The sequence below is a fragment of the Alcaligenes aquatilis genome (genome assembly GCF_003076515.1).
Classification (GTDB): Bacteria; Pseudomonadota; Gammaproteobacteria; order Burkholderiales; family Burkholderiaceae_B; genus Alcaligenes; species Alcaligenes aquatilis.
Map to the genome: position 1 here is coordinate 3,219,463 of NZ_CP022390.1, position 19,964 is coordinate 3,239,426.

The 19,964-nt window shown below is 56.9% G+C and carries 23 protein-coding genes; 3 read left to right on the forward strand and 20 right to left on the reverse strand.

All coding sequences use genetic code 11. The annotated features are described in order from the left end of the window. Window positions 1-24: 24 nt before the first annotated feature. The 19 genes from CA948_RS14775 to CA948_RS14865 form a co-directional block, all read right to left on the reverse strand. The gene (locus CA948_RS14775) at window positions 25-378 is read right to left on the reverse strand and encodes a phosphoribosyl-ATP diphosphatase (protein ID WP_094197995.1); all 354 of its coding nucleotides are present in this window, start codon (window positions 376-378) and stop codon (window positions 25-27) included. Beyond that, a complete protein-coding gene (gene hisI, locus CA948_RS14780) occupies window positions 375-779 on the reverse strand; it encodes a phosphoribosyl-AMP cyclohydrolase (RefSeq protein ID WP_108728395.1) in 405 nt (134 codons plus the stop codon). Before hisI ends, CA948_RS14775 begins: the two co-directional genes overlap by 4 nt. Further along, window positions 779-1,570, reverse strand: coding sequence for an imidazole glycerol phosphate synthase subunit HisF (hisF, locus tag CA948_RS14785; protein WP_094197993.1), 792 nt, complete (start codon window positions 1,568-1,570; stop codon window positions 779-781). Before hisF ends, hisI begins: the two co-directional genes overlap by 1 nt. After that, window positions 1,567-2,307: a 1-(5-phosphoribosyl)-5-[(5-phosphoribosylamino)methylideneamino]imidazole-4-carboxamide isomerase gene (hisA, locus tag CA948_RS14790; protein ID WP_094197992.1), complete on the reverse strand. Its 741-nt coding sequence runs from the start codon at window positions 2,305-2,307 to the stop codon at window positions 1,567-1,569. The genes hisF and hisA overlap by 4 nt, the downstream gene beginning before the upstream one ends. A gap of 77 nt (window positions 2,308-2,384) precedes the next feature. After that, on the reverse strand, window positions 2,385-3,032 hold the full coding sequence (gene hisH / locus CA948_RS14795; RefSeq protein ID WP_094197991.1) for an imidazole glycerol phosphate synthase subunit HisH: 648 nt from the start codon (window positions 3,030-3,032) through the stop codon (window positions 2,385-2,387). 20 nt (window positions 3,033-3,052) lie between these two features. Then, a complete protein-coding gene (hisB, locus tag CA948_RS14800) occupies window positions 3,053-3,640 on the reverse strand; it encodes an imidazoleglycerol-phosphate dehydratase HisB (protein WP_094197990.1) in 588 nt (195 codons plus the stop codon). Between the two features lie 25 nt (window positions 3,641-3,665). Continuing rightward, window positions 3,666-4,970, reverse strand: coding sequence for a histidinol dehydrogenase (gene hisD, locus CA948_RS14805; RefSeq protein ID WP_108728396.1), 1,305 nt, complete (start codon window positions 4,968-4,970; stop codon window positions 3,666-3,668). 129 nt (window positions 4,971-5,099) lie between these two features. Continuing rightward, window positions 5,100-5,774: an ATP phosphoribosyltransferase gene (gene hisG / locus CA948_RS14810; RefSeq protein WP_094197988.1), complete on the reverse strand. Its 675-nt coding sequence runs from the start codon at window positions 5,772-5,774 to the stop codon at window positions 5,100-5,102. After that, window positions 5,774-7,033, reverse strand: a complete 1,260-nt coding sequence (murA, locus tag CA948_RS14815) for a UDP-N-acetylglucosamine 1-carboxyvinyltransferase (protein WP_108728397.1) — start codon at window positions 7,031-7,033, stop codon at window positions 5,774-5,776. The genes hisG and murA overlap by 1 nt, the downstream gene beginning before the upstream one ends. Further along, window positions 7,026-7,274, reverse strand: coding sequence for a BolA family protein (locus tag CA948_RS14820; protein WP_009455487.1), 249 nt, complete (start codon window positions 7,272-7,274; stop codon window positions 7,026-7,028). The genes murA and CA948_RS14820 overlap by 8 nt, the downstream gene beginning before the upstream one ends. Before the next feature lie 4 nt (window positions 7,275-7,278). After that, a complete protein-coding gene (locus CA948_RS14825; RefSeq protein WP_094198456.1) occupies window positions 7,279-8,037 on the reverse strand; it encodes an ABC transporter permease in 759 nt (252 codons plus the stop codon). 95 nt (window positions 8,038-8,132) lie between these two features. Next, on the reverse strand, window positions 8,133-8,924 hold the full coding sequence (locus CA948_RS14830) for an ABC transporter ATP-binding protein (protein WP_108728398.1): 792 nt from the start codon (window positions 8,922-8,924) through the stop codon (window positions 8,133-8,135). A 185-nt stretch (window positions 8,925-9,109) separates the two neighbouring features. Beyond that, window positions 9,110-9,781, reverse strand: a complete 672-nt coding sequence (locus CA948_RS14835; RefSeq protein WP_094197985.1) for an MlaC/ttg2D family ABC transporter substrate-binding protein — start codon at window positions 9,779-9,781, stop codon at window positions 9,110-9,112. 39 nt (window positions 9,782-9,820) lie between these two features. Beyond that, a complete protein-coding gene (locus tag CA948_RS14840) occupies window positions 9,821-10,600 on the reverse strand; it encodes an MlaA family lipoprotein (protein WP_108728782.1) in 780 nt (259 codons plus the stop codon). A 38-nt stretch (window positions 10,601-10,638) separates the two neighbouring features. Continuing rightward, complete coding sequence (mlaD, locus tag CA948_RS14845; RefSeq protein ID WP_094197984.1) at window positions 10,639-11,115, reverse strand: outer membrane lipid asymmetry maintenance protein MlaD; 477 nt, start codon at window positions 11,113-11,115, stop codon at window positions 10,639-10,641. A 21-nt stretch (window positions 11,116-11,136) separates the two neighbouring features. Further along, window positions 11,137-11,922, reverse strand: a complete 786-nt coding sequence (gene mlaE, locus CA948_RS14850) for a lipid asymmetry maintenance ABC transporter permease subunit MlaE (RefSeq protein WP_162496915.1) — start codon at window positions 11,920-11,922, stop codon at window positions 11,137-11,139. After that, window positions 11,919-12,743 (reverse strand): ABC transporter ATP-binding protein, encoded by an 825-nt coding sequence (locus CA948_RS14855; protein WP_094197983.1) that lies wholly within the window; start codon window positions 12,741-12,743, stop codon window positions 11,919-11,921. Before CA948_RS14855 ends, mlaE begins: the two co-directional genes overlap by 4 nt. Window positions 12,744-12,931: 188 nt before the next feature. Beyond that, a complete protein-coding gene (locus tag CA948_RS14860; RefSeq protein ID WP_094197982.1) occupies window positions 12,932-13,462 on the reverse strand; it encodes a chromate transporter in 531 nt (176 codons plus the stop codon). Continuing rightward, a complete protein-coding gene (locus CA948_RS14865; protein WP_108728399.1) occupies window positions 13,459-14,034 on the reverse strand; it encodes a chromate transporter in 576 nt (191 codons plus the stop codon). The genes CA948_RS14860 and CA948_RS14865 overlap by 4 nt, the downstream gene beginning before the upstream one ends. 645 nt (window positions 14,035-14,679) lie before the next feature. On the opposite strand from CA948_RS14865, the gene CA948_RS14870 reads away from it, so the two are divergent. The 3 genes from CA948_RS14870 (at window position 14,680) to CA948_RS14880 (ending at window position 18,957) form a co-directional block, all read left to right on the forward strand. Further along, window positions 14,680-17,112 carry a 3-hydroxyacyl-CoA dehydrogenase/enoyl-CoA hydratase family protein gene (locus CA948_RS14870; protein WP_108728400.1) on the forward strand — a complete coding sequence of 811 codons (2,433 nt, stop codon included), beginning with the start codon at window positions 14,680-14,682 and terminating at the stop codon, window positions 17,110-17,112. Window positions 17,113-17,131: 19 nt separating this feature from the next. Continuing rightward, window positions 17,132-18,325 (forward strand): acetyl-CoA C-acyltransferase, encoded by a 1,194-nt coding sequence (locus tag CA948_RS14875; RefSeq protein WP_094197979.1) that lies wholly within the window; start codon window positions 17,132-17,134, stop codon window positions 18,323-18,325. A gap of 179 nt (window positions 18,326-18,504) precedes the next feature. Continuing rightward, window positions 18,505-18,957 (forward strand): DUF7832 domain-containing protein, encoded by a 453-nt coding sequence (locus CA948_RS14880; RefSeq protein ID WP_108728401.1) that lies wholly within the window; start codon window positions 18,505-18,507, stop codon window positions 18,955-18,957. Window positions 18,958-19,025: 68 nt separating this feature from the next. Here CA948_RS14880 and CA948_RS14885 read toward each other — a convergent pair whose 3' ends face one another. Beyond that, window positions 19,026-19,901: a DMT family transporter gene (locus tag CA948_RS14885; RefSeq protein ID WP_108728402.1), complete on the reverse strand. Its 876-nt coding sequence runs from the start codon at window positions 19,899-19,901 to the stop codon at window positions 19,026-19,028. Window positions 19,902-19,964: the final 63 nt, after the last annotated feature.

A 19,964-nucleotide genomic window follows, 5' to 3' on the forward strand; every position in this document is an offset into this window, starting at 1 on the left:
GTGTAGCGCGACTAGATGACAGGATTACGCTTGATCCTTAGGTCGCGAAGCTTTTTCTTCCAATCCCGATGTGCCTTCACGGCGCAGCAGCTCTGTCAGGACATCACGAGGCTCCAGACCATAATAGGTCAGGGCCACCAGGCTATGAAACCACAGGTCTGCGGTTTCGCAGACAATGCGTTCGCGCTCCTGATCCTTAGCCGCCATGACCAGCTCGGTTGCCTCCTCGCCGATCTTTTTCAAGAACGCATCCGGCCCTTTGGCCAGAAGCTTGGCGGCATAGGACGAGGAAGGGTCCCCGCCTTGTGCCGGCAAACGGGACTTCAGAGTGCGGCCAAGATGATCGAGAATAGTCTCGACAGTAGGTTGTTCGTTCATCGGTAAATATGCTCCGGGTCTTTCAGGACGGGATCAACCACCACCCATTGTGCTTGATCGCTCTGGCCTTGTAACTGGCGATAAAAGCAGCTTTCACGTCCCGTATGACAGGCAATCTGACCAAGCTGTTCCACGCTGAGCAAAATAACATCGCCGTCGCAGTCCAGGCGCAAGTCGCTGACATGCTGCACATGGCCGGATTCCTCGCCTTTGCGCCACAGGCGCTGGCGGGAACGCGACCAGTACACGGCGCGGCCAGTACTGACGGTCTCTTGCAGGGACTCCTGGTTCATCCAGGCGACCATCAGGATTTTGCCCGTGGCCTGGTCCTGTGCAATCGCAGGGATCAGACCTTGTTCATCAAAGCGGATTTCAGCCAGCCAGGCCGGTAAGTCTGCCATTAGCGTCGCACCTGAATACCTTGCGCAGCCATGAAATCCTTGGCTTCGGCAATAGTGTGTTGACCATAGTGGAAGATGCTGGCGGCCAGCACGGCACTAGCACCACCTTTGATCACGCCGTCGGCCAGGTCTTGCAGGCCACCCACGCCGCCAGAGGCGATAACGGGCACGGAGACCGCATCGGATACGGCACGGGTCAGTTCCAGATCAAAGCCGGATTTGGTGCCGTCGCGGTCCATGCTGGTCAGCAGCAGCTCGCCTGCGCCATAGTCGGCCATGCGGGCTGCCCATTCCACGACATCCAGACCTGTTCCACGACGGCCGCCGTGAGTAAAGACTTCCCAGCGGGGAGCTTCGTTTTCGGCACTGACACGGCGAGCATCAATGGCGACAACCATGCACTGCGTGCCGTGGTGATCGCTGGCAGCACGCACCAGATCAGGGTTGCTGATGGCGGCGCTGTTAATGGACACCTTGTCCGCACCGGCATTGAGCAGGCGCTGGATGTCCGTGACTTCACGGACACCGCCACCGACTGTCAGCGGAATGAAAATCTGGCTGGCCACCTGTTCGATGATCGGCAAGATCAGATCCCGGTTGTCCGAGGTGGCGGTAATGTCCAGGAAGGTCAGCTCATCGGCACCCTGGTCGTTGTATTTGCGGGCGATCTCTACCGGGTCTCCGGCATCGACCAGATCCACAAAGTTGATTCCTTTGACCACGCGACCGGCGGTGACATCCAGACAGGGGATAATGCGGCAGGCTAATTCGTTGGCAGCAACCTGGCTCATGCCGGGTACTCGTCAGCAAATGTTTGTGCCTCGGCAAAATCCAGGGTGCCTTCATAAATGCTGCGCCCCAAAATGACACCTTCAATCCCTTCGTGCTCGACAGCACACAGGTCTTCGATGTCTTTCAGGTTGGTGACGCCGCCCGAGGCGATCACAGGAATCTTGACGTGCTGAGACAGTTTGACGGTGGCTTCGATATTGACGCCTGTCAACATGCCGTCGCGGCCAATATCCGTATAGATAATGGATTCGCAGCCGTAGTCTTCAAATTTCTTGGCCAGGTCCAGTACGTCGTGGCGTGTCAGCTTGCTCCAGCCATCGGTGGCGATTTTGCCGTCACGAGCGTCCAGGCCAACAATGATGCTGCCAGGAAAAGCGCTGCAAGCGTCCTGCAGGAAACCTGGGCTTTTGACGGCGGCTGTGCCAACAATGACATAGCTCATTCCGGCGTCCAGGTAGCGTTCGATGGTGTCCAGATCGCGGATACCGCCCCCGATCTGTACGGGAATCTCACCGTCAATGGCCGCAATAATGGATTTGATGGCTTCGCTGTTCTTGGGCTTGCCGGCAAAAGCGCCGTTCAAGTCCACCAGATGCAGGCGCCGGGCCCCTTGCTCGAGCCACTGTGTTGCTATTTTGGCCGGATCATCCGAGAAAATAGTGGCGTCGTCCAGGTCACCCTGGCGAAGGCGCACACAACGCCCGTCTTTAAGGTCGATGGCGGGAATCAAAAGCATGGTCTTTAGCCGTAAAAAACGTAAGAAATACTGGGTCGGAAAAAGTCGAAAAGACGCCAGGAAGCTTTATTGAAAAATCATGGCTTCCAGTTGGCGAAATTCCGGAACAGTTGCAGGCCGTTGTCCGCACTTTTCTCAGGATGGCATTGCAACGCAAAAATATTAGCGTTTGCGATCGCCGAGGTAAAGCGTTGGCCATAGTGCGTCGAACCACAAGTTTGATCTATATGCAGCGGATCGACAAAGTAGCTATGCACAAAGTAAAAGAACGCGCCATCTTCAATGCCAGCCCATAAGGGGTGGTCTTGAGTCTGGTGTACGCGGTTCCAGCCAATATGGGGCACTTTCAGCCCGGTGCCGGAGGCGTGGTCGCTGCTTTTGTAGTTTGGGCCCTCAAAACGGCGCACTTGGCCGGGAATCAGACCTAAACAGGGGACATTGCCTTCCTGACTGGAGTCGAACAGCATTTGTTCGCCTACGCAGATACCTAATAAAGGTTTGCTGCGGGCTGCAGTCAGCAAGGCATCGCGCAAACCGGATTGGTCCAGGTGGGCCATGCAATCGGGCATGGCTCCCTGGCCGGGTAATACAACCCGGTCCGCATCCAGAATGGCTTGAGGAGTTTGAGCAAGAACAATGCGCGCATCAGGTGCAGCGGCATGCAGTGCCCGGGCAACCGAGAAGATGTTGCCCGAACCGTAATCGACAATAGCGATAGTGGTCACGATGTGTGTCCAAAGGACGTTTACAGAACCCCTTTGGTCGAAGGCACCACGCCTTCGCTACGTGGGTCCAGCTCCAGAGCCATACGCAATGCTCGACCAAAGGCTTTAAACACGGTTTCGCACTGATGATGTGCGTTTTCGCCGCGCAGGTTATCGATGTGCATAGAAACCAGGGCGTGGTTGACAAAACCCTGGAAAAACTCGCGTGCCAAGTCTACATCGAACTGACCGATTCGTGCGCGGGTAAAGGGCACAAAATAAAACAGACCAGGGCGACCGGAGAAGTCCACGACGACGCGCGACAGGGCTTCGTCCAGCGGCACGTAGGAGTGGCCATAGCGGCGCAGACCGGCTTTGCTACCGACAGCCTTGGCAAATGCCTGGCCCAGCGCAATGCCGATATCTTCGACGGTATGGTGGTCGTCGATGTGGGTATCGCCCTCACAGTGCACATCCAAGTCGATCAGACCGTGGCGGGCAATCTGGTCCAGCATGTGGTCCAGAAAAGGCACACCGCTGTTGAGCGAGTGACGGCCGGTGCCGTCCAGGTTAACGGCCACGCGGATGCGGGTTTCATTGGTATTGCGGGTAATCTCGGCGGTACGCATATCAGAGCCGGCGGCAAGGCCGGTATCAGGATTGGTTCAATCGGAATTGCGCGCTGGCAGCGTGGGCGTACAGGCCCTCGCCTTGTGCCAGCGTAGCGGCTATGGGTCCCAGTGTCTGGGCGCCTGATTCTGAAACCTGAATAATGCTGCTGCGTTTCTGGAAATCGTAGACGCCCAACGGTGACGAGAAACGCGCAGTGCGTGCCGTCGGCAGGACATGGTTAGGCCCGGCACAGTAATCGCCCAGCGATTCGGAGCTGTAGGGGCCTAGGAAAATGGCGCCAGCATGGCGGATTTTGCCCAACAAGTCCTGGGCGTTCCGGGTAGAGACTTCCAGGTGTTCCGGCGCGATATGGTTGCTGATCTGACAGGCCTCGTCCAGATCGCGGACGTGGATCAGGGCTCCCCGGCCAGACAGGCTGCGACGGATGATGTCCTCGCGTGGCATGGTGGGTAACAAGCGTTCGATAGCGGCTTCAACCTGATCCAGAAAGTCGGCATCGGGGCACAGCAAGATGGCCTGGGCCAGCTCGTCGTGTTCGGCCTGGGAGAACAGGTCCATGGCCACCCAGTCGGCTGGAGCACTGCCGTCGCTGATGATCAGGATTTCGGAGGGGCCGGCAATCATGTCGATACCCACCACACCAAAGACGCGGCGTTTGGCAGCGGCTACATAGGCGTTGCCGGGGCCGACAATCTTGTCCACCGCAGGAATGGTATCCGTGCCGTAAGCCAAGGCGCCCACGGCTTGTGCGCCACCAATGGTGAACACGCGATCGACACCACCTAGGGCGGCGGCGGCCAGCACGATAGGGTTGCGCACGCCATCGGGTGTAGGCGTGACCATGATCAGTTCAGGAACACCCGCCACTTTGGCGGGAATGGCGTTCATCAGAACCGAGGAGGGGTAAGCGGCCTTGCCACCGGGAACATACAGTCCCACACGGTCCAAGGGGGTGACTTGCTGGCCCAGCACGGTGCCGTCGGCTTCTGTGTAGGTCCAGGTTTGGGCACGTTGATGTTCGTGATAACGGCGCACGCGCTCGGCGGCCTGCTCCAGTGCCTTGCGCTGACCGGCGGGCAGGCTGTCCAGGGCTGCAAACAGCTCTTCTTTAGAAATTTCCAGTGCCGAAGCCTGTTCAACGGCCAGTCGGTCAAAGCGCTGGGTGTAATCCAACAAGGCCGTGTCTCCCTCATGCTGGATACGATGCAGAATCTCGGCACAAGCGTGCTCGATAGACGCGTCTTCAGACGCTTCGTAAGCCAGTAGCGTGCGCAGTTCGGCATCGAACTGGGCGGATTGAGAGTTCAGGCGATGGATCAGTGACATGTCGCTATAGGAAAAAGCTAAGGATCAAGGGCCAGTGTATAACATTTCGCTTGCGCAAAAGGCGGTCTGCGTCTTTTGCGCAAGCAGGATTGTTCGGCTGTTTGTCCCCTGCAAGAAGCAGGGGAGATTTTACTCGTCCACCGAGGCGCGAGAGAAAGCGTCGATCAGGGGTTGTAGCTGGGTACCACGGTTTTTCATGGCAGCTTGATTGACGATCAAACGTGAGGAGATGGGGGTGATGTCTTCCACTTCCACTAGCTTGTTGGCACGCAGGGTGCCGCCGCTGGAGACCAGATCCACAATGGCGTCAGCCAGACCGACCAGCGGGGCCAGCTCCATGGAGCCATATAGCTTGATCAGGTCCACGTACACGCCTTTGCTGGCGAAGTGTTCGCGAGCCGCGCGCGTGTATTTGGTTGCGATACGCAAGCGCGAACCTTGTTTGACAGCCGAATGGTAGTCAAAGCCCTCCGCCACGGCTACGCACAGACGGCAACGGGCAATGTTCAGATCCACGGGCTGGTATAGACCGCCGGGGTGCTGTTCCATGTGCTCGTACAACACGTCCTTGCCGGCAATCCCGATATGGGCAGCACCGTATTGCACGTAGGTCGGCACGTCCGTGGCACGCACAATAATCAGACGCAGGTCCGGATTATTGGTGGGCAGGATCAGTTTGCGCGACGTTTCCGGGCTTTCCAGCACTTTGATGCCCGCCTCTTCCAGCAAAGGCAGGGTTTCGTCAAAAATCCGGCCTTTGGACAAGGCCAGCGTCAGAGGTTGATTTAAACCGGCGGGGCTCATTAGGTTTCCTTGCTGCTGATTCGCTCGATGTTGGCGCCTACGGCTTGAAGCTTGGCTTCCATACGGTCGTAGCCACGGTCCAGATGGTAGATGCGTTCGACGGTGGTGTCACCCCGAGCAGCCAGACCCGCAATGACCAAACTGGCCGAAGCACGCAGGTCGGTTGCCATGACGGTAGCGCCCGTCAGGTAGGGGGCGCCGGTAACCACGGCCATATGGCCTTCGATATCAATCTGTGCACCCAGACGGTTCAATTCCTGCACGTGCATGTAGCGATTTTCAAAGATGGTTTCCACAACCGAGGCGGTGCCGTCGGCAATGGTGTTCAAGGCCATCAGTTGAGCCTGCATGTCGGTAGGGAAACCGGGATATTCGCTGGTGCGAAAGCTGACTGCCTTGGGGCGACCATTCATGCTGGCCTTGATCCAGTCTGGGCCGGTTTCAATGTGCAGACCGGCTTCGCGCAGCTTGTCCAGCGTGGCGCCCATGGCGTCAGCATCGGTATTGCGCAAGGTCAGTTCGCCACCGGTAGCGGCAACAGCACACAGGAAGGTGCCGGCTTCAATACGGTCGGGGCAGATGGTGTGCTTGGCACCGTGCAGGCGCTCGACACCGTCAATGACGATGCGGTCGGTGCCGTGGCCCTGGATCTTGGCGCCCATCTTGATCAGCAACTCGGCCAGATCAATAATTTCCGGTTCGCGGGCCGCGTTCTCCAGAATGGTTTGGCCTTCTGCCAGGACAGCGGCCATCATCAGGTTCTCGGTGCCGGTGACTGTCACCATGTCCGTGCGCACCACTGCACCACGCAAGCGTTTGGCGCGGGCATTCACAAAGCCGTGCTCGACATGGATTTCTGCACCCATGGCAGCCAGACCCTTGATGTGCTGATCTACCGGGCGTTGGCCAATGGCGCAACCACCGGGCAGGCTGACGCGGGCCTGGCCAAAGCGGGCCAGCAGGGGGCCCAGCACCAGAATGGAGGCGCGCATGGTTTTCACCAGTTCGTAGGGCGCTTCCAGATTGGTGATGTTGCCGGCATTCAACTCCAGCGTGCCATTGCGCTCCTGGGTGACACCCAACTGGCCCAAGAGCTTCAGGGTGGTGTCGATATCGCGCAGACGCGGGACATTGTCCAGGTACACCGTATCGGCAGTCAGCAAACTGGCGCACAGAATAGGCAGAGCAGCGTTTTTGGCGCCAGAGATGGTGATCTCGCCATTGAGGCGTTGTCCGCCTGTGATGCGTAATTTATCCATTCGGATTGGCCTTGTATTCGTCGGGGGTCAGCGTGCGCATGGACAGGGCGTGGATTTCAGCTTTCATCCGGTCACCCAGGGCCTTGTAGACCAGTTGGTGACGCGCAATCAGGCGTTTGCCTTCAAAGGCGGTGCTGACGATCAGGGCCTCAAAGTGCGAACCATCGCCTTGCACTTGCAAGTGTTCACAGGGCAGGTTGTCGGCAATGTATTGGTGAACTTGTTCGGGAGTCGGCAACATGAGATCAATTCCGTAATTTATAGCCTGAGGCAAGCAGGCGTAGCGAAATCAGACACAGCGCAACAAAGACGCTGGCGACAACGGTCAGGCTGAACCAGGGAGAAATATCCGAGGCGGCAAAAAAACCGTAGCGGAATCCGTCAATGGTATAGAGCAACGGATTCCAGTGTGAAACAGTCTGCCAAAACGGCGGCAGGCTATGAATTGAATAGAACACACCTGACAAAAAGGTGGCGGGCATGATCAGAAAGTTCTGGAACGCGGCCAACTGGTCGAATTTTTCAGACCACAGGCCGGCGATCAGGCCTAAGGTGCCCATGATGCCGCAAGACAGGACGGCAAAGACCAATACCCACAAAGGCTTGGCCAGGGGCAAGGAGACAAAGAACAGGGACACCAACCAGACACAGAGGCCCACACAGATGCCACGGGCGATGGACGCCAGCAGATAAGCAGCGAAAATTTCGCGGTGCGACAGTGGCGGCAACAGGATAAAGACCAGATTGCCTGTGATGCGGCTTTGAATCAATGATGACGAGGGGTTTGCAAAGGCGTTTTGCAACATGCTCATCATCATCAGGCCCGGAATCAGGAAGGCGGTGTAGGGCACGGAGTCGTACACCGTGACGCGACCTTCCAGTACGTGGGCGAAAATCAGCAAATACATCAGCGCTGTCAGCACCGGAGCGGCAATGGTCTGAAAGCCCACTTTCCAGAAACGCATCAGCTCTTTGCGCAGCAGTGTCGGGAAGCCCGAGCCCATCTTGGGCTGAGGGGGCAGGCTCAGGGTGCCGATCTTGCTTGTGGGTGCGTCCGTGTTTTGTGGCACACCCCAGTGTTTGGGAGAGGGGTTCTGGTTCACAGTGCGACTCCCATTTTTCCTTCGTTGTGCATGATGCGCACAAATGCATCCTCCAGATCGTGGCCACCCGCGCGTTCCATAATGGCTTGTGTGGTATCCAGGGCGACAATCTTGCCACTCTTGAGCATGGCCAGTCGGCCACAGAGGGCCTGGGCTTCTTCCAGATAGTGGGTGGTCAGCAAGATGGTGTGGCCTTGTTGATTCAGACGAATGATGAATTCCCACAGCGTGCGGCGCAGGTCCACGTCCACACCGGCAGTGGGTTCATCCAGAATAATGACAGGGGGGCGATGGACCAGTGCCTGGGCAACCAGCACGCGGCGCTTCATGCCACCGGACAAGGCACGCATATTGGTGTCGGCCTTGTCGCTCAAGGCCAGATTGGCCAGGATCTCGTCGATCCAGTCATCATTGTGTTTCAGGCCAAAATAGCCCGATTGCAGACGCAAGGTTTCACGAACAGTGAAAAAGGGATCATAAACAATTTCCTGTGGCACCACGCCCAGCGATTGGCGGGCTTTTTGGTACTGGGTGCGCACATCGTAACCACAGACACTGACCTGGCCGCTGGTGGGACGGGTCAGGCCCGCCAACATGGAAATCAGGGTTGTTTTGCCGGCGCCGTTGGGGCCGAGCAAGCCAAAAAACTCACCATGTTCGATAGTCAGGCTGACCTGATCGACGGCCAGAAAACCGGCATCGGAGCGGGGAGGGGAAAACAGGCTTTTGAGTCCCCGGCTTTGGGGGGCGAAGCGTTTGCTGACGTTATCGAGTTTGAAGGCGGACATGGCAATTTGGTTGGCCTGACGCGAGTGTGGCGGTACAAGTCGTCGCGGTAGCGTCTTTGTTAACTAAACAGGCCTACGCATGGGCGTAGACCTGTTTGGGGGTGATCAGGCTCTTTATTATAGAGTACGACTCTGGTCTGCTTAAGAAAGCTCGACCAAAGCGCCCGAGCTTGCCACGGCCTGTCTTAGCTGTTTTGCTTGTTCAGCGCCTGAATCAGGCCATCAATGCCACTTTGTTCAATTTGCTGGGCAAACTGGTTGCGGTAGTTTTGGATCAGCCAGATACCTTCCACGTTCAAGTCGTAGATTCTCCAGCCTTCAGGTGTTTTCTCCAGGCGGTAATCTACGCCAACCGGGCCACCGTTGGACTGGGTCAGCGAGGAGCGCACAACCACGTCGTCCGCATTGGCATCACCACGGAAAGGCAGAATGGTCAGCTGGGTCTTGTCATCTACACGGGACAAGGCGCCGCTGTAGGTGCGAACCAAGGTGCCCTTGAAAGCCTCGACCAGTCTTTGGCGTTGATCTGCGCTGGCTTGGCGCCAGTAGCGGCCAGCGGACAGGCGAGTGGTCTTTTCCAGGTTCACGTACGGCATGATGTTTTCGTTCACAGCGGCCGTGATGGCAGCACGATCACCCTTGCGGATGGCCTCGCTTGCCTTGACAACTTGCAATGCCTGATTGCCAACCGTTTCAACAAACTTGTTGGGCTCGCCTTTAGGGTCGGCGGCTTGGGCGTGCGCGGCGACAGCATACAAACACAGGGCCAGCGCGGCACAGGTGGTCAGAACCCAGGAAATCAGGCGAGAGGGAGAGGACTGCAAAGCAGTCCCGCCCAAGGCGGGACGGGAAATCATAAAAAAACTCCGGAATAATGTTCTGCGGGCAGGGCGTTTTTATTCGTCTGCGTCCGAGTAGTCAGGCAGGTCCTGGCTAGAGTCGCCACCGGTGCGACGGTCTTGAACCATCGCATGGCGTCGTTGCAGGTAAGCGTCGCGTATGAAGCTGTAGCGGTCAAGGGCGATGTCGTTAACAAGTTTTTCTGTATCCAGCACGCCGGCGCGGGCATCCAGCGCCCACAGACCCATGATGCTGTTGCGTACCGGTACATCCTTGATCGCCATGATCGGGCCCGTGGAGGAAAAGCCTTCCAGGAAGCTGGTGCCGCGTGCCAAACCGTCACGAACCGTGCTTGGGCCAAAGAAGGGCAGAACCACGTAAGGTCCAGGCTTGATGCCCCATACGCCCAGCGTTACGCCAAAGTCGTTGGGGATGCGCTCAGAGCCGTTCATGGTGGCAACGTCGATACAACCACCCAGGCCCATGGTGGAGTTGAACAGGACACGGCCCAGGGTGTTGAAGAAGTCAACATGCTCGCCTTGCAGGAAGCTGTTGACGGCCGACCAGGCATCGCCCAGGTTGTTGAAAATGTTACTAATGCAGGTGCGTGCAGGCTGCGGTGTCAGGGCGGTATAGCCTTCTGCAATGGGTTTGATCAGCGCGCCGTCCACGGTTTCGTTAAAAGCGTAGATGCCACGGTTCATGCTCTCCCATGGGTCCTGGGGGTTGGGGTTGGGCACATTGGCGCAACCGGCCACAAGGGCAGCACTGGCACCGACCAGGCTCAAACGGACTCCACGAGGCAGGGAGTAAGAGCGGCGAGTTGTTGTATTCATGGTTGTGTCGTCTGTAATGAGCATGAGTCAGCGGTTTACTACTCCGATTTGGAGCCGCCGTCATTGGAGGCCGTGTTGTAAAGGAACTTGCTGATCAGTTCCTCCAGCACAACCGCGCTTTGGGTATAGGTAATGGTGCTACCGCTTTGCAAATTCTTGTCGTCGCCGCCGGCAGTCAGACCTATGTATTGTTCACCCAACAGGCCCGAGGTCAGAATGGAGGCCGACGTGTCTACGGGGAATTTGTAGTGTTCGTCCATATCCAGTGTGACCACGGCTTTGAAGTCCTGATTGTCAAAACCAATGGAGCTGACTCGACCAACGACCACACCGCTGGCCTTGATGGGCGCACGTGGTTTCAGGCCACCTAGATTATCGAACTTGGCAGAGACCTGGTAGGTTTTGGCAAAGGAAAAAGAACTGAGGTTACCCGCCCGCAGAGCCAGGAATGCCAGTGCGACCAGCCCCAGCAAAACAAACAGGCCAACCCAGAAATCGGTTTTCTCGCGATTCATAGCTGAGCAATTCCTAAATAGTTAACTGAACATAAGGGCGGTGAGCAGGAAGTCCGTGCCCAATACCGCCAAAGCGCCGCTGACAACGGTGCGTGTGGTCGCGCGAGAAACGCCTTCGGGCGTGGCCTTGGCATGCCAGCCCATATACAGCGCAATCAAGGTCACGATCAGGCCAAATACCAGGCTCTTGATCACACCGTTGAGTACGTCATCAATCACATCGACGCCATTTTGCATCTGTGACCAAAAGGCGCCGGCATCAATGCCGATCATTTGTACGCCGACGATATAGCCGCCCAAAATACCGACCATGGAAAAGACGGCGGCCAGAATAGGCATGGCAATAATGCCACCCCAAAAACGCGGCACCAGCAGGCGTCGCAAGGGGTCGACTGCCATGACTTCCATGGCAGCAATCTGTTCACCGGCTTTCATCAAACCGATCTCGGCCGTGAGCGACGTACCGGCCCGACCAGCGAACAGCAAAGCGGTCACAACGGGGCCCAGTTCTCGTACCAAAGACAGGGCGACCAGCAGACCCAGCGCCTCTTCGGAACCATAACGATTCAGCGTGTAATAGCCTTGCAAGCCCAGCACAAAACCGACGAACAGGCCGGAAACGGCAATGATCAGCAGCGAATAGTTGCCGATAAAGTGAATTTGCTGGGAAACCAGACGGGGGCGGCGCCACAGCAGCGATGAACGTGCTAGCAAGGCAGCAAAAAGGCGGCTGAATGCGCCCAGCCCGTAAATGCTGTTGCGTATCGCAGTGCCTAGCGCGCTAATCGGGGCGGTAATGAAGTTCATGAGCGCGTTGTCCGATTTTGGAGCCAGGCTTCAAAAGCCGGGGTGACGGGATAGTTAAAGGCGATGGGGCCATCGGGTTCGCCACGCAGGAACTGTTGCACGTAGGGATCTTTGGAGGCGCGCAGCTCGGTGGGCGTGCCTTGGGTTAGCAAACGTCCCTGGCCAACCATATAGACTTGATCAGCAATGGCAAAAGATTCGGCCACATCGTGCGTAATCAGTACCGAAGCGCAGTTCAGGCGGTCCGTCAGGTCTCGAATCAGTTGTGCGGTAATGCCCATAGAAATAGGATCCAGGCCGGCAAAGGGTTCGTCGTACAGAATCAGCTCGGGCTCCAGCACAATGGCGCGAGCCAAGGCAACCCGGCGGGCCATACCGCCAGAGATTTCATTGATGCCCAAATGGGCGGCGGCACGCAGGCCAACGGCGTCCAGCTTGTCCAGCACACGATCTTCAATGGCGGGTTCAGAATCGTTTGTTAGCTCCCGCAAAGGGAAAGCCACGTTTTCAAATACGTTCAGGTCGGTAAACAGGGCACCCTGCTGAAACAGTACACCCATGCGTTGACGCGTCTGGCGCAGGGCCTCGCCGTCCAGCTTGGCCAGGTCCTGGCCAAAAACCGTGACCGTGCCTTTTTGGGCGCGAATTTGCCCAGTAGCAGCACGCAGAAGTGTTGTTTTTCCGGAACCCGATCCCCCCATCATGGCAACGACCTGGCCTTTCTGGACGGTCATGGACACGTCCGCCAGTACGGTAAAAGCACCATAACCCAGCGAGGCAGAATCCAGATTTAGTACGGCTTGGTCAGTATTTACAGCCATGTCGCGGGCAAAAGGGAGGTAAAAGGACCTGCCATTGTACTGCTTGCAGCTCTGGCGGCTCAATGTCTTGCGCTTTCTGAACACAGGATCGTGACGCTTTTATGACCCATTTTGTGGCGCCTGATACAGCCACTTACTTAAAGTCGGGGCTAGCGATGAAGTCCTCATGTTTACGGGGCGAATTTATCTTAGGTGGCGGGTTGCATCAAGGCAAATAGCAATCCGCCACCTGCCAGTAACCATAAAGGGTTGATGCGACTTAGCAGCAGAATGGCCGTACAGGCCAGAGCTGTGCCCCAGGCCCACAATCCGCCTTGAGCCGCTTTTAGGATTGTGCCGCTGGCGGCCAGGATCATGCCTGCGGCAATGGGTAGTAGCCCGATTTCAATAGCGCGGATGATGCGCGTGCCTTCATGGCGTTTCCAGATGGTCGCCAAGTAGTAGATCAGTAAGGCCGATGGTAGAAAAATGGCTACGGATGCGGCCAGGGCACCGGCCCAGCCTGCTGCCTTCCAACCCACCAGAGTCACAAGCAAGGATTTCGGGCCGGGTGTCAGGCGCGACAGGGCGAACAGGTCCAGAAACTCCTGATTGTTGAGCCAGCCATGGATTTCTACCGATTGCCGGTGAATTTCCGGGATGATGCTCTGCCCGCCGCCTATAGTCAGAAAAGACAGAGGCGCGAACACGCGCATGAGCTGGAACAGGACCGTGATCATGATTGTGCTGCCGATGAATCCCCAAGCTGTAGCCAGGCGTACCAGACGGACAGCGGCGCACAGATCAGAATAACGGGGATCAGGCTCCATTCCATGACGAAAATGCCGAGAAAAACCGCCAACATGATCGCAATTGGCACAATTCCGGTAGCTGCGCTGCGCGCCGAGCGTACGCCCATTTCAAGCGACAGACCGATGGCGGCTGCGGCAATCCCGGCCATGGCCTGAGGCACCAGGGTAGAGCCTGTCAGTTGTTCTAGACCAATCAGCATGAAAATGGCCAGGAGCAGCGGGGGAAGCACCATGCCCAGCGTGGCAAGCAAAGCTCCAGGTCCGGCCAGCAGACGGTAACCAATCCAGATAGAGAGATTCACCACATTGATGCCGGGTAGTGCCTGGGATAGGGCCAGACCGCTCAGAAAGTCTGCCTGGTTCATCAGGCGTCGCTGGACGACAAACTCGCGCATTAGCCAGCCACTCAAGCCCCCGCCAAAGCTGGTCAGGCCAATTCGGGCAAAGATCAGAAACAGAGCGCTTAAGGATAAAGGGGGAGCTTCTTGAGACCGGGTCATAGGGCAATGAAGGCGGATAGGGCTCGTCAAAAGTGGAAGTTTGAGCATTCTGGCATACAAATTAAGCCGTTTTTGCCCTCTTGTGGGCTCGGGTAGGGGGCTGATCCTCCTTGCCAAAGGTGCTGCGGTGCCTTTATCAGTAAGAGCATGGCTGCTGGGCAGGGATGGCTCCAAGCTCTTGCCATCCCCAAGTGTTCCTTATTTGTTTGAAATATTTAAAGAAAAAAATTAATTAAAGTAAATCAAAAAATTAAATAAAAATGAATTGAAATAAATAAGAAAAGAATTAAATAAACAACTTGAAACCATGTGTGGTGCCAGCTTGGTAGGGTATGAAGCAATTGCTGGTAATGAAGGGGGAAATAGGCTTTTTATGGGTTCAATCTATTGAAATAAAAGACATTGAAACGACCGTTTGAATTTTATGCAAAGAAATCTAAGTGAATGGACAGGCCGGCCAGGATCAGAACATGGACCGTTTTATGAAAACGGATTTGATCTATGCTCATCTTTGATTGAAAATAAAAAAGACTTTATGGTCTTAAAGCCGGTTGTGCGTGTACGATTATTCGATTGCCGCGCATCGTAGAGCGTCCGTTTGGGGCCTTATGCTGCGTGGGGTTTCAGTTTCCTGGAGACAAACCTATGACATCTAGTTCAGCCAGTGCAGTGACGGGCAGTGCCCGTACCTTGCGTCGGGTCGCCGTGTGCGGTGCCGGCGTCATGGGCGCGCAAATTGCCGCTCATTGCGTCAATGCAGGCATACCAGTAGTTCTGTTTGATCTGCCCGCCCGCGAGGGTCCAAAAAATGGCATTGCCATTCGTGCCATTGCCAATCTGCGCAAAATGAATCCCGCTCCTTTAGGTACGCCAGACTTGGCCGACCTGATCGAACCCGCCAACTACGAAGACAATCTGGATCGTCTGGCCGATTGCGATCTGGTGATCGAAGCCATTGCCGAGCGTCTGGACTGGAAGCAGGATTTGTATCGCAAGATCGGGCCAGCACTGAACCCTAATGCCATCATTGCCAGCAACACGTCCGGTTTGTCCATCACGTCCTTGGCGGACGTTCTGCCTGAAGCGCTGCGCCCACGTTTTTGCGGCGTGCACTTTTTCAACCCACCGCGCTACATGAGCCTGGTGGAGCTGATCCCCACGAAATACACCCAGCCCGAGCTGCTGGATGTTCTGGAAACTTTCCTGGTATCGCAGTTGGGCAAGGGCGTGGTTCGCGCAAAAGACACCCCCAACTTTATCGGTAACCGTATTGGTGTTTTTGGCATTCTGTCCGTGTTCGAGCAGGCTCGCCGTTTCTCCCTGACCTACGAGCAGGTTGATGAATTGACGGGCACACGCCTGGGCCGCGCCAAATCGGGTACTTACCGTACCGCCGACGTCGTTGGTCTGGATACGCTGGCACACGTGATCCGCACCATGCAGGATCAACTGCCCGATGACAGCTTCAAAGCACACTTTGGCCTGCCGCCAGAAGTGCAGGGCCTGATTGATGCGGGCGCCTTGGGTCAAAAGACCGGCGCCGGTTTCTTCCGCAAGAAGGGTCGCGAGATTCAGCGTTTCGATGCCCAGCAGCGTGATTACGTGGCCGCTGACCAGAAAATTGATCCCGATGTGGCCGCCATTTTGGCCGTACGTGACCCGGCTGAGCGCCTGCGTCAGCTGCGCGAGTCCGACAAGCCTCAGGCTCAATTCGTGTGGGCGGTGCTGCGTGATACCTTCCACTACAGCGCCATTCATCTGCAAGACATTGCCGACAACGCACGTCAGCTGGATCTGGCCTTGAAATGGGGCTTTGGCCACAAGCAAGGCCCGTTCGAGATCTGGCAGGCTGCCGGATGGTGTCAGGTGGCCGAGTGGATCAACCAGGACATTCAAGAGGGCAAGACGCTGAGCAGCCAGGCGCTGCCAGACTGGGCGACTCGTGGTCCTGTGTGGGAAGCGCAAGGTGTACACACCGCCGCTGGCTCCTGGAATCCTTCGCAAAGCCGTTTTGAAGGCCGTAGTCATCTGCCTGTTTACCAGCGTCATATTGGCACACCTTTGCTGGTTGGCGAGGTCGAATCTCTGGAAACCACCACCGTTTTTGAAGATGAGTCGGTGCGTTGCTGGACACTGCCCGCGCCGCACCCACAAGATGTGCTGATCGTGTCCTTCAAGACCAAGATGCACACGCTAAGCCCCGGTGTGGTCAATGGCATGTTCAAGGCCATTGAATTGGCCGAAGCTTCGTATCAGGCGCTGGTGGTGGCCCAGGAGGGTGATCCATTCTCCGCAGGCGCGGACCTGAAAGCCATTTTGCCTGTGTTCGAGAAAGAAGGTGTGGCCGGCGTTGAGCCTGTGGAACGTGCCATGCAGGACATGGTTTTGCGTATCCGTTACGCCCAAGTGCCGGTGGTGGCTGCTGTGGCCGGTCTGGCACTGGGTGGCGGTTGCGAACTGGCTGTGCATTGCGCGCACCGCGTCGCTCACTTCGAGTCCTACATTGGTCTGGTTGAAGTGGGTGTGGGTCTGGTTCCAGGCGCAGGTGGTCTGGCTTACTCGGCTCGTCGCTCTGCTGAACTGCAAGCCATGGGTGCACCCGATGCCCCGCTGCTGGCCTACCTGAAGCGTTTTGCTCTGGCTATCGCCAGCGCCCAGGTGTCGCGCTCCGCTCTGGACGCCCGTCAGCTTGGTTTCCTGAAAGAGTCTGACACCATCGTCATGAACCGCCAGGAACTGGTTTACGTGGCCGTACGTCAGGCACAGGCTCTGGCCAGCGCTGGTTGGCGTGCGCCATTGCCACGTCGCTTCCCGGTTGCCGGTCGCGATGGCATCGCCACGCTGAAAGCACAGTTGGTGAACATGAAAGAAGGTGGTTTCATCTCGGAATATGACTTCCATATTGCCGAGAAAGTCGTAACCGTGATCTGCGGGGGCGATGTGGATCCCGGCTCGCTGGTGGATGAAGCCTGGATGATGGCGCAAGAGCGGCAGGCTTTCCTGGAGCTGCTCAATTCCCCCAAGACCCAGGAACGTATCACTGGGATGTTGAGCACTGGCAAGCCAGTGCGTAACTAGAGCGGATCAAGGAGTAGACATGACTGTACAACAAGCTTATATCGTCGCTGCCAAGCGGACGCCCATCGGAAAAGCGCCTCGTGGTGTGTTTTCGTCCTACCGCCCTGACGAGTTGCTGGCTGAGGCCATTCGCGGCATGCTGGCCGATGTTCCCAAACTGGACCCTGCAGCTATTGAAGAGGTGGTAGCCGGTTGCGCTCTGCCAGAAGGCCCGCAAGGCTTTAACGTTGCGCGTATTTCTGCCCTGCTGGCAGGCCTGCCGCACACCGTGGCCGGGATGACCGTCAACCGATTCTGCGCCTCGGGCTTGAGCGCCATTGCGATTGCTGCCGACCGTATCCGTACGGGCCAGGCGGACATCATCGTGGCGTCGGGTGTGGAGTCCATGAGCCAGGTGCCGGTGATGGGTGTAAACACCTCGTTCAGCCCCGAGATTTTTACCTCGGATGAGAACTACGGTATTGCCTACGGCATGGGTCTGACTGCCGAAGAAGTGGCGCGTCAGTGGAAAGTGTCCCGTGAGGATCAGGACGCATTTGCCTTGGCGTCGCACCAGAAAGCCGTCAAGGCGTGGGAGTCCGGCGAGTTCACGGGCGAAGTTCTGCCTGTGACGGTCACACGCCGTCAGCCGAACCTGAGCACTCAGGAAATCTCCGTCAAGACCCAAGTGGTTGATCGTGACGAAGGTCCACGTCCTGATACCAGCCTGGAAGTGCTGGGCAAACTGCGTCCCGTGTTTGCTGCGCGTGGCTCGGTCACGGCTGGCAACAGCTCGCAGACCTCAGATGGGGCAGGCGCCTTGTTGGTTGTTTCCGAGCGTGCCTTGCGTGAGCACAACCTGACGCCGCTGGCCCGTTTCGTGACCTTCTCGGTCCGTGGTGTGCCGCCGCAGATTATGGGTATCGGCCCTAAAGAAGCTGTGCCTCATGCGCTGGCCTTGGCTGGCCTGAAGCAAGACCAGATGGACTGGATCGAGCTGAACGAAGCCTTTGCTGCTCAATCTCTGGCGGTGATCCGTGATCTGGGCCTGGACCCCGAGCGCGTTAATCCGCTGGGCGGTGCTATTGCCATGGGCCACCCTCTGGGTGCAACGGGTGCCATGCGTGCCGCGACCGTGGTTCATGCCTTGCAGCGTCGTCAGTTGAAATACGGCATGCTCACCATGTGTATCGGTACTGGCATGGGAGCCGCCGGGATTTTCGAGCGAACATAATTTCCGATCTGCTGCTGTTTCTATCGTTGCTGGACAAAGCCGCCTTCGGGCGGCTTTTTATTGGGCTGTCCCCTGTGTGAGTGGCTAATGGATTGATACTATTAAGATTGTTTTCTTAAAACCCGCTGTGTGATCGATATACTGATTCAGGACATACGCATCCCTACGGAGGTTCGACATTGAAAACGCACACTGATCCCGTTAAATATGACGCCGTAGACTGGCATGTTGGGGGAGATTATCCCGCCGATCTGGGTCCGCAAGGCGGCCGTACACACATAGGTATGTATTTGGCCTGGTTGGTGGAAAAAGACCTGTTGGCGAGTGCTTTCGTAGATCGCTACCCTAATGAGGTTCGCCAGTGCCGTGATCACATGCTCAAAGGCTCGCAACTGCTGCAAGAGTGTTGCGATGATGTGCTGGTCAGCGAGTACTTGTCCGAGCAGGGTAAGGCTTTCAGTGATTTTTATTACGACGAGCTGTTTCTGGACGATTACGTGGATACGCTGGACGACGCGGCCTTGCCATCGATTTATCACGTGCCCGACGATTGGAACAGCTATGAAACCTTGCGCCTGGTGCTGGAGCAACGTTACCAGCATTGGCGGCAGGAGCAGGGGCTGGACGGCTAGTCTTGCTTATCTGTTTCCATCATTGCGGCCCACATGTAGAGCTGGGTGCGCAAGGCGGCGTAGCTGACCTACGCTGCCTTGCGTTTGCCGATCAGTCCTGTGGCCAGCAAGGTGCCAAATAGTACGGTGCTCATGCCGATCAGCATCTGCGCGGTCAGCGCTTCGTCCAAGAGCAAGGCACCCCACAGCACCCCAAACGGCGGCACCAGAAAGGTCACCGTAATGGTTTTGGAGGGGCCGACATTGGACAGCAGGCGGTAAAAAATCAGGTAGGCGACCGCTGTACACAGCAAGGATAAGGACAGCGCAGCGCCCCAGGCATGCAGACCCGGAAACTGTGCGGGCCACCAGTAAATAGCCGCTGGCAACAGCACCAATGTTGCGCTGACCATGCTGCCTGCGGCGACGGCCTGTGGCTGTACACCACGCAGGTAGCGGGCGGTAAAGTTGGCGGCAATACCGTAGAACACGGTAGCCAGCAAAGAAGCCAGTACGGCCCAGCCCTCGGCGCCTTTATTGAAGCTAAGTTTGTCGTACACCAGAATCAGAATTCCCAGAAAACCCAGACAAAGCCCCAAAATGCGGCTGGGTGTCAGGCGCTCTTTCAGCCAGACTCGGGCGACAAGCGCACCAAACAAGGGAGCCATGGCGTTCAAGACGGCCAGCAGCCCCGATTCCAGCCGCAAGGCGGCAAAGGCATATAAGGAAAAGGGGACGGCGGCATTCAGAATACCCAGTGCAAAGATGGGTTTCCAGTTCGCCAGAAAGGAGGGTAAACGTCCGGTGACGGTGATGTAGCTCATCAAGGCCAAGGCGCTGAAACCGACACGCACGGCGGTCAGCGGGAAGGGACCAAAGTCGGGGACAGCTTGCAGCGTAAATAAAAACGAACCGCCCCAGATGGCGGCCAGCAGGAATAAATCGCGTAAGTCTTTTGGGGACATGAGAATGGGGGGCGGTGGTGGCGGTCCACATGGGCCGCATAACAGGGCAGATTGTAATCCCCT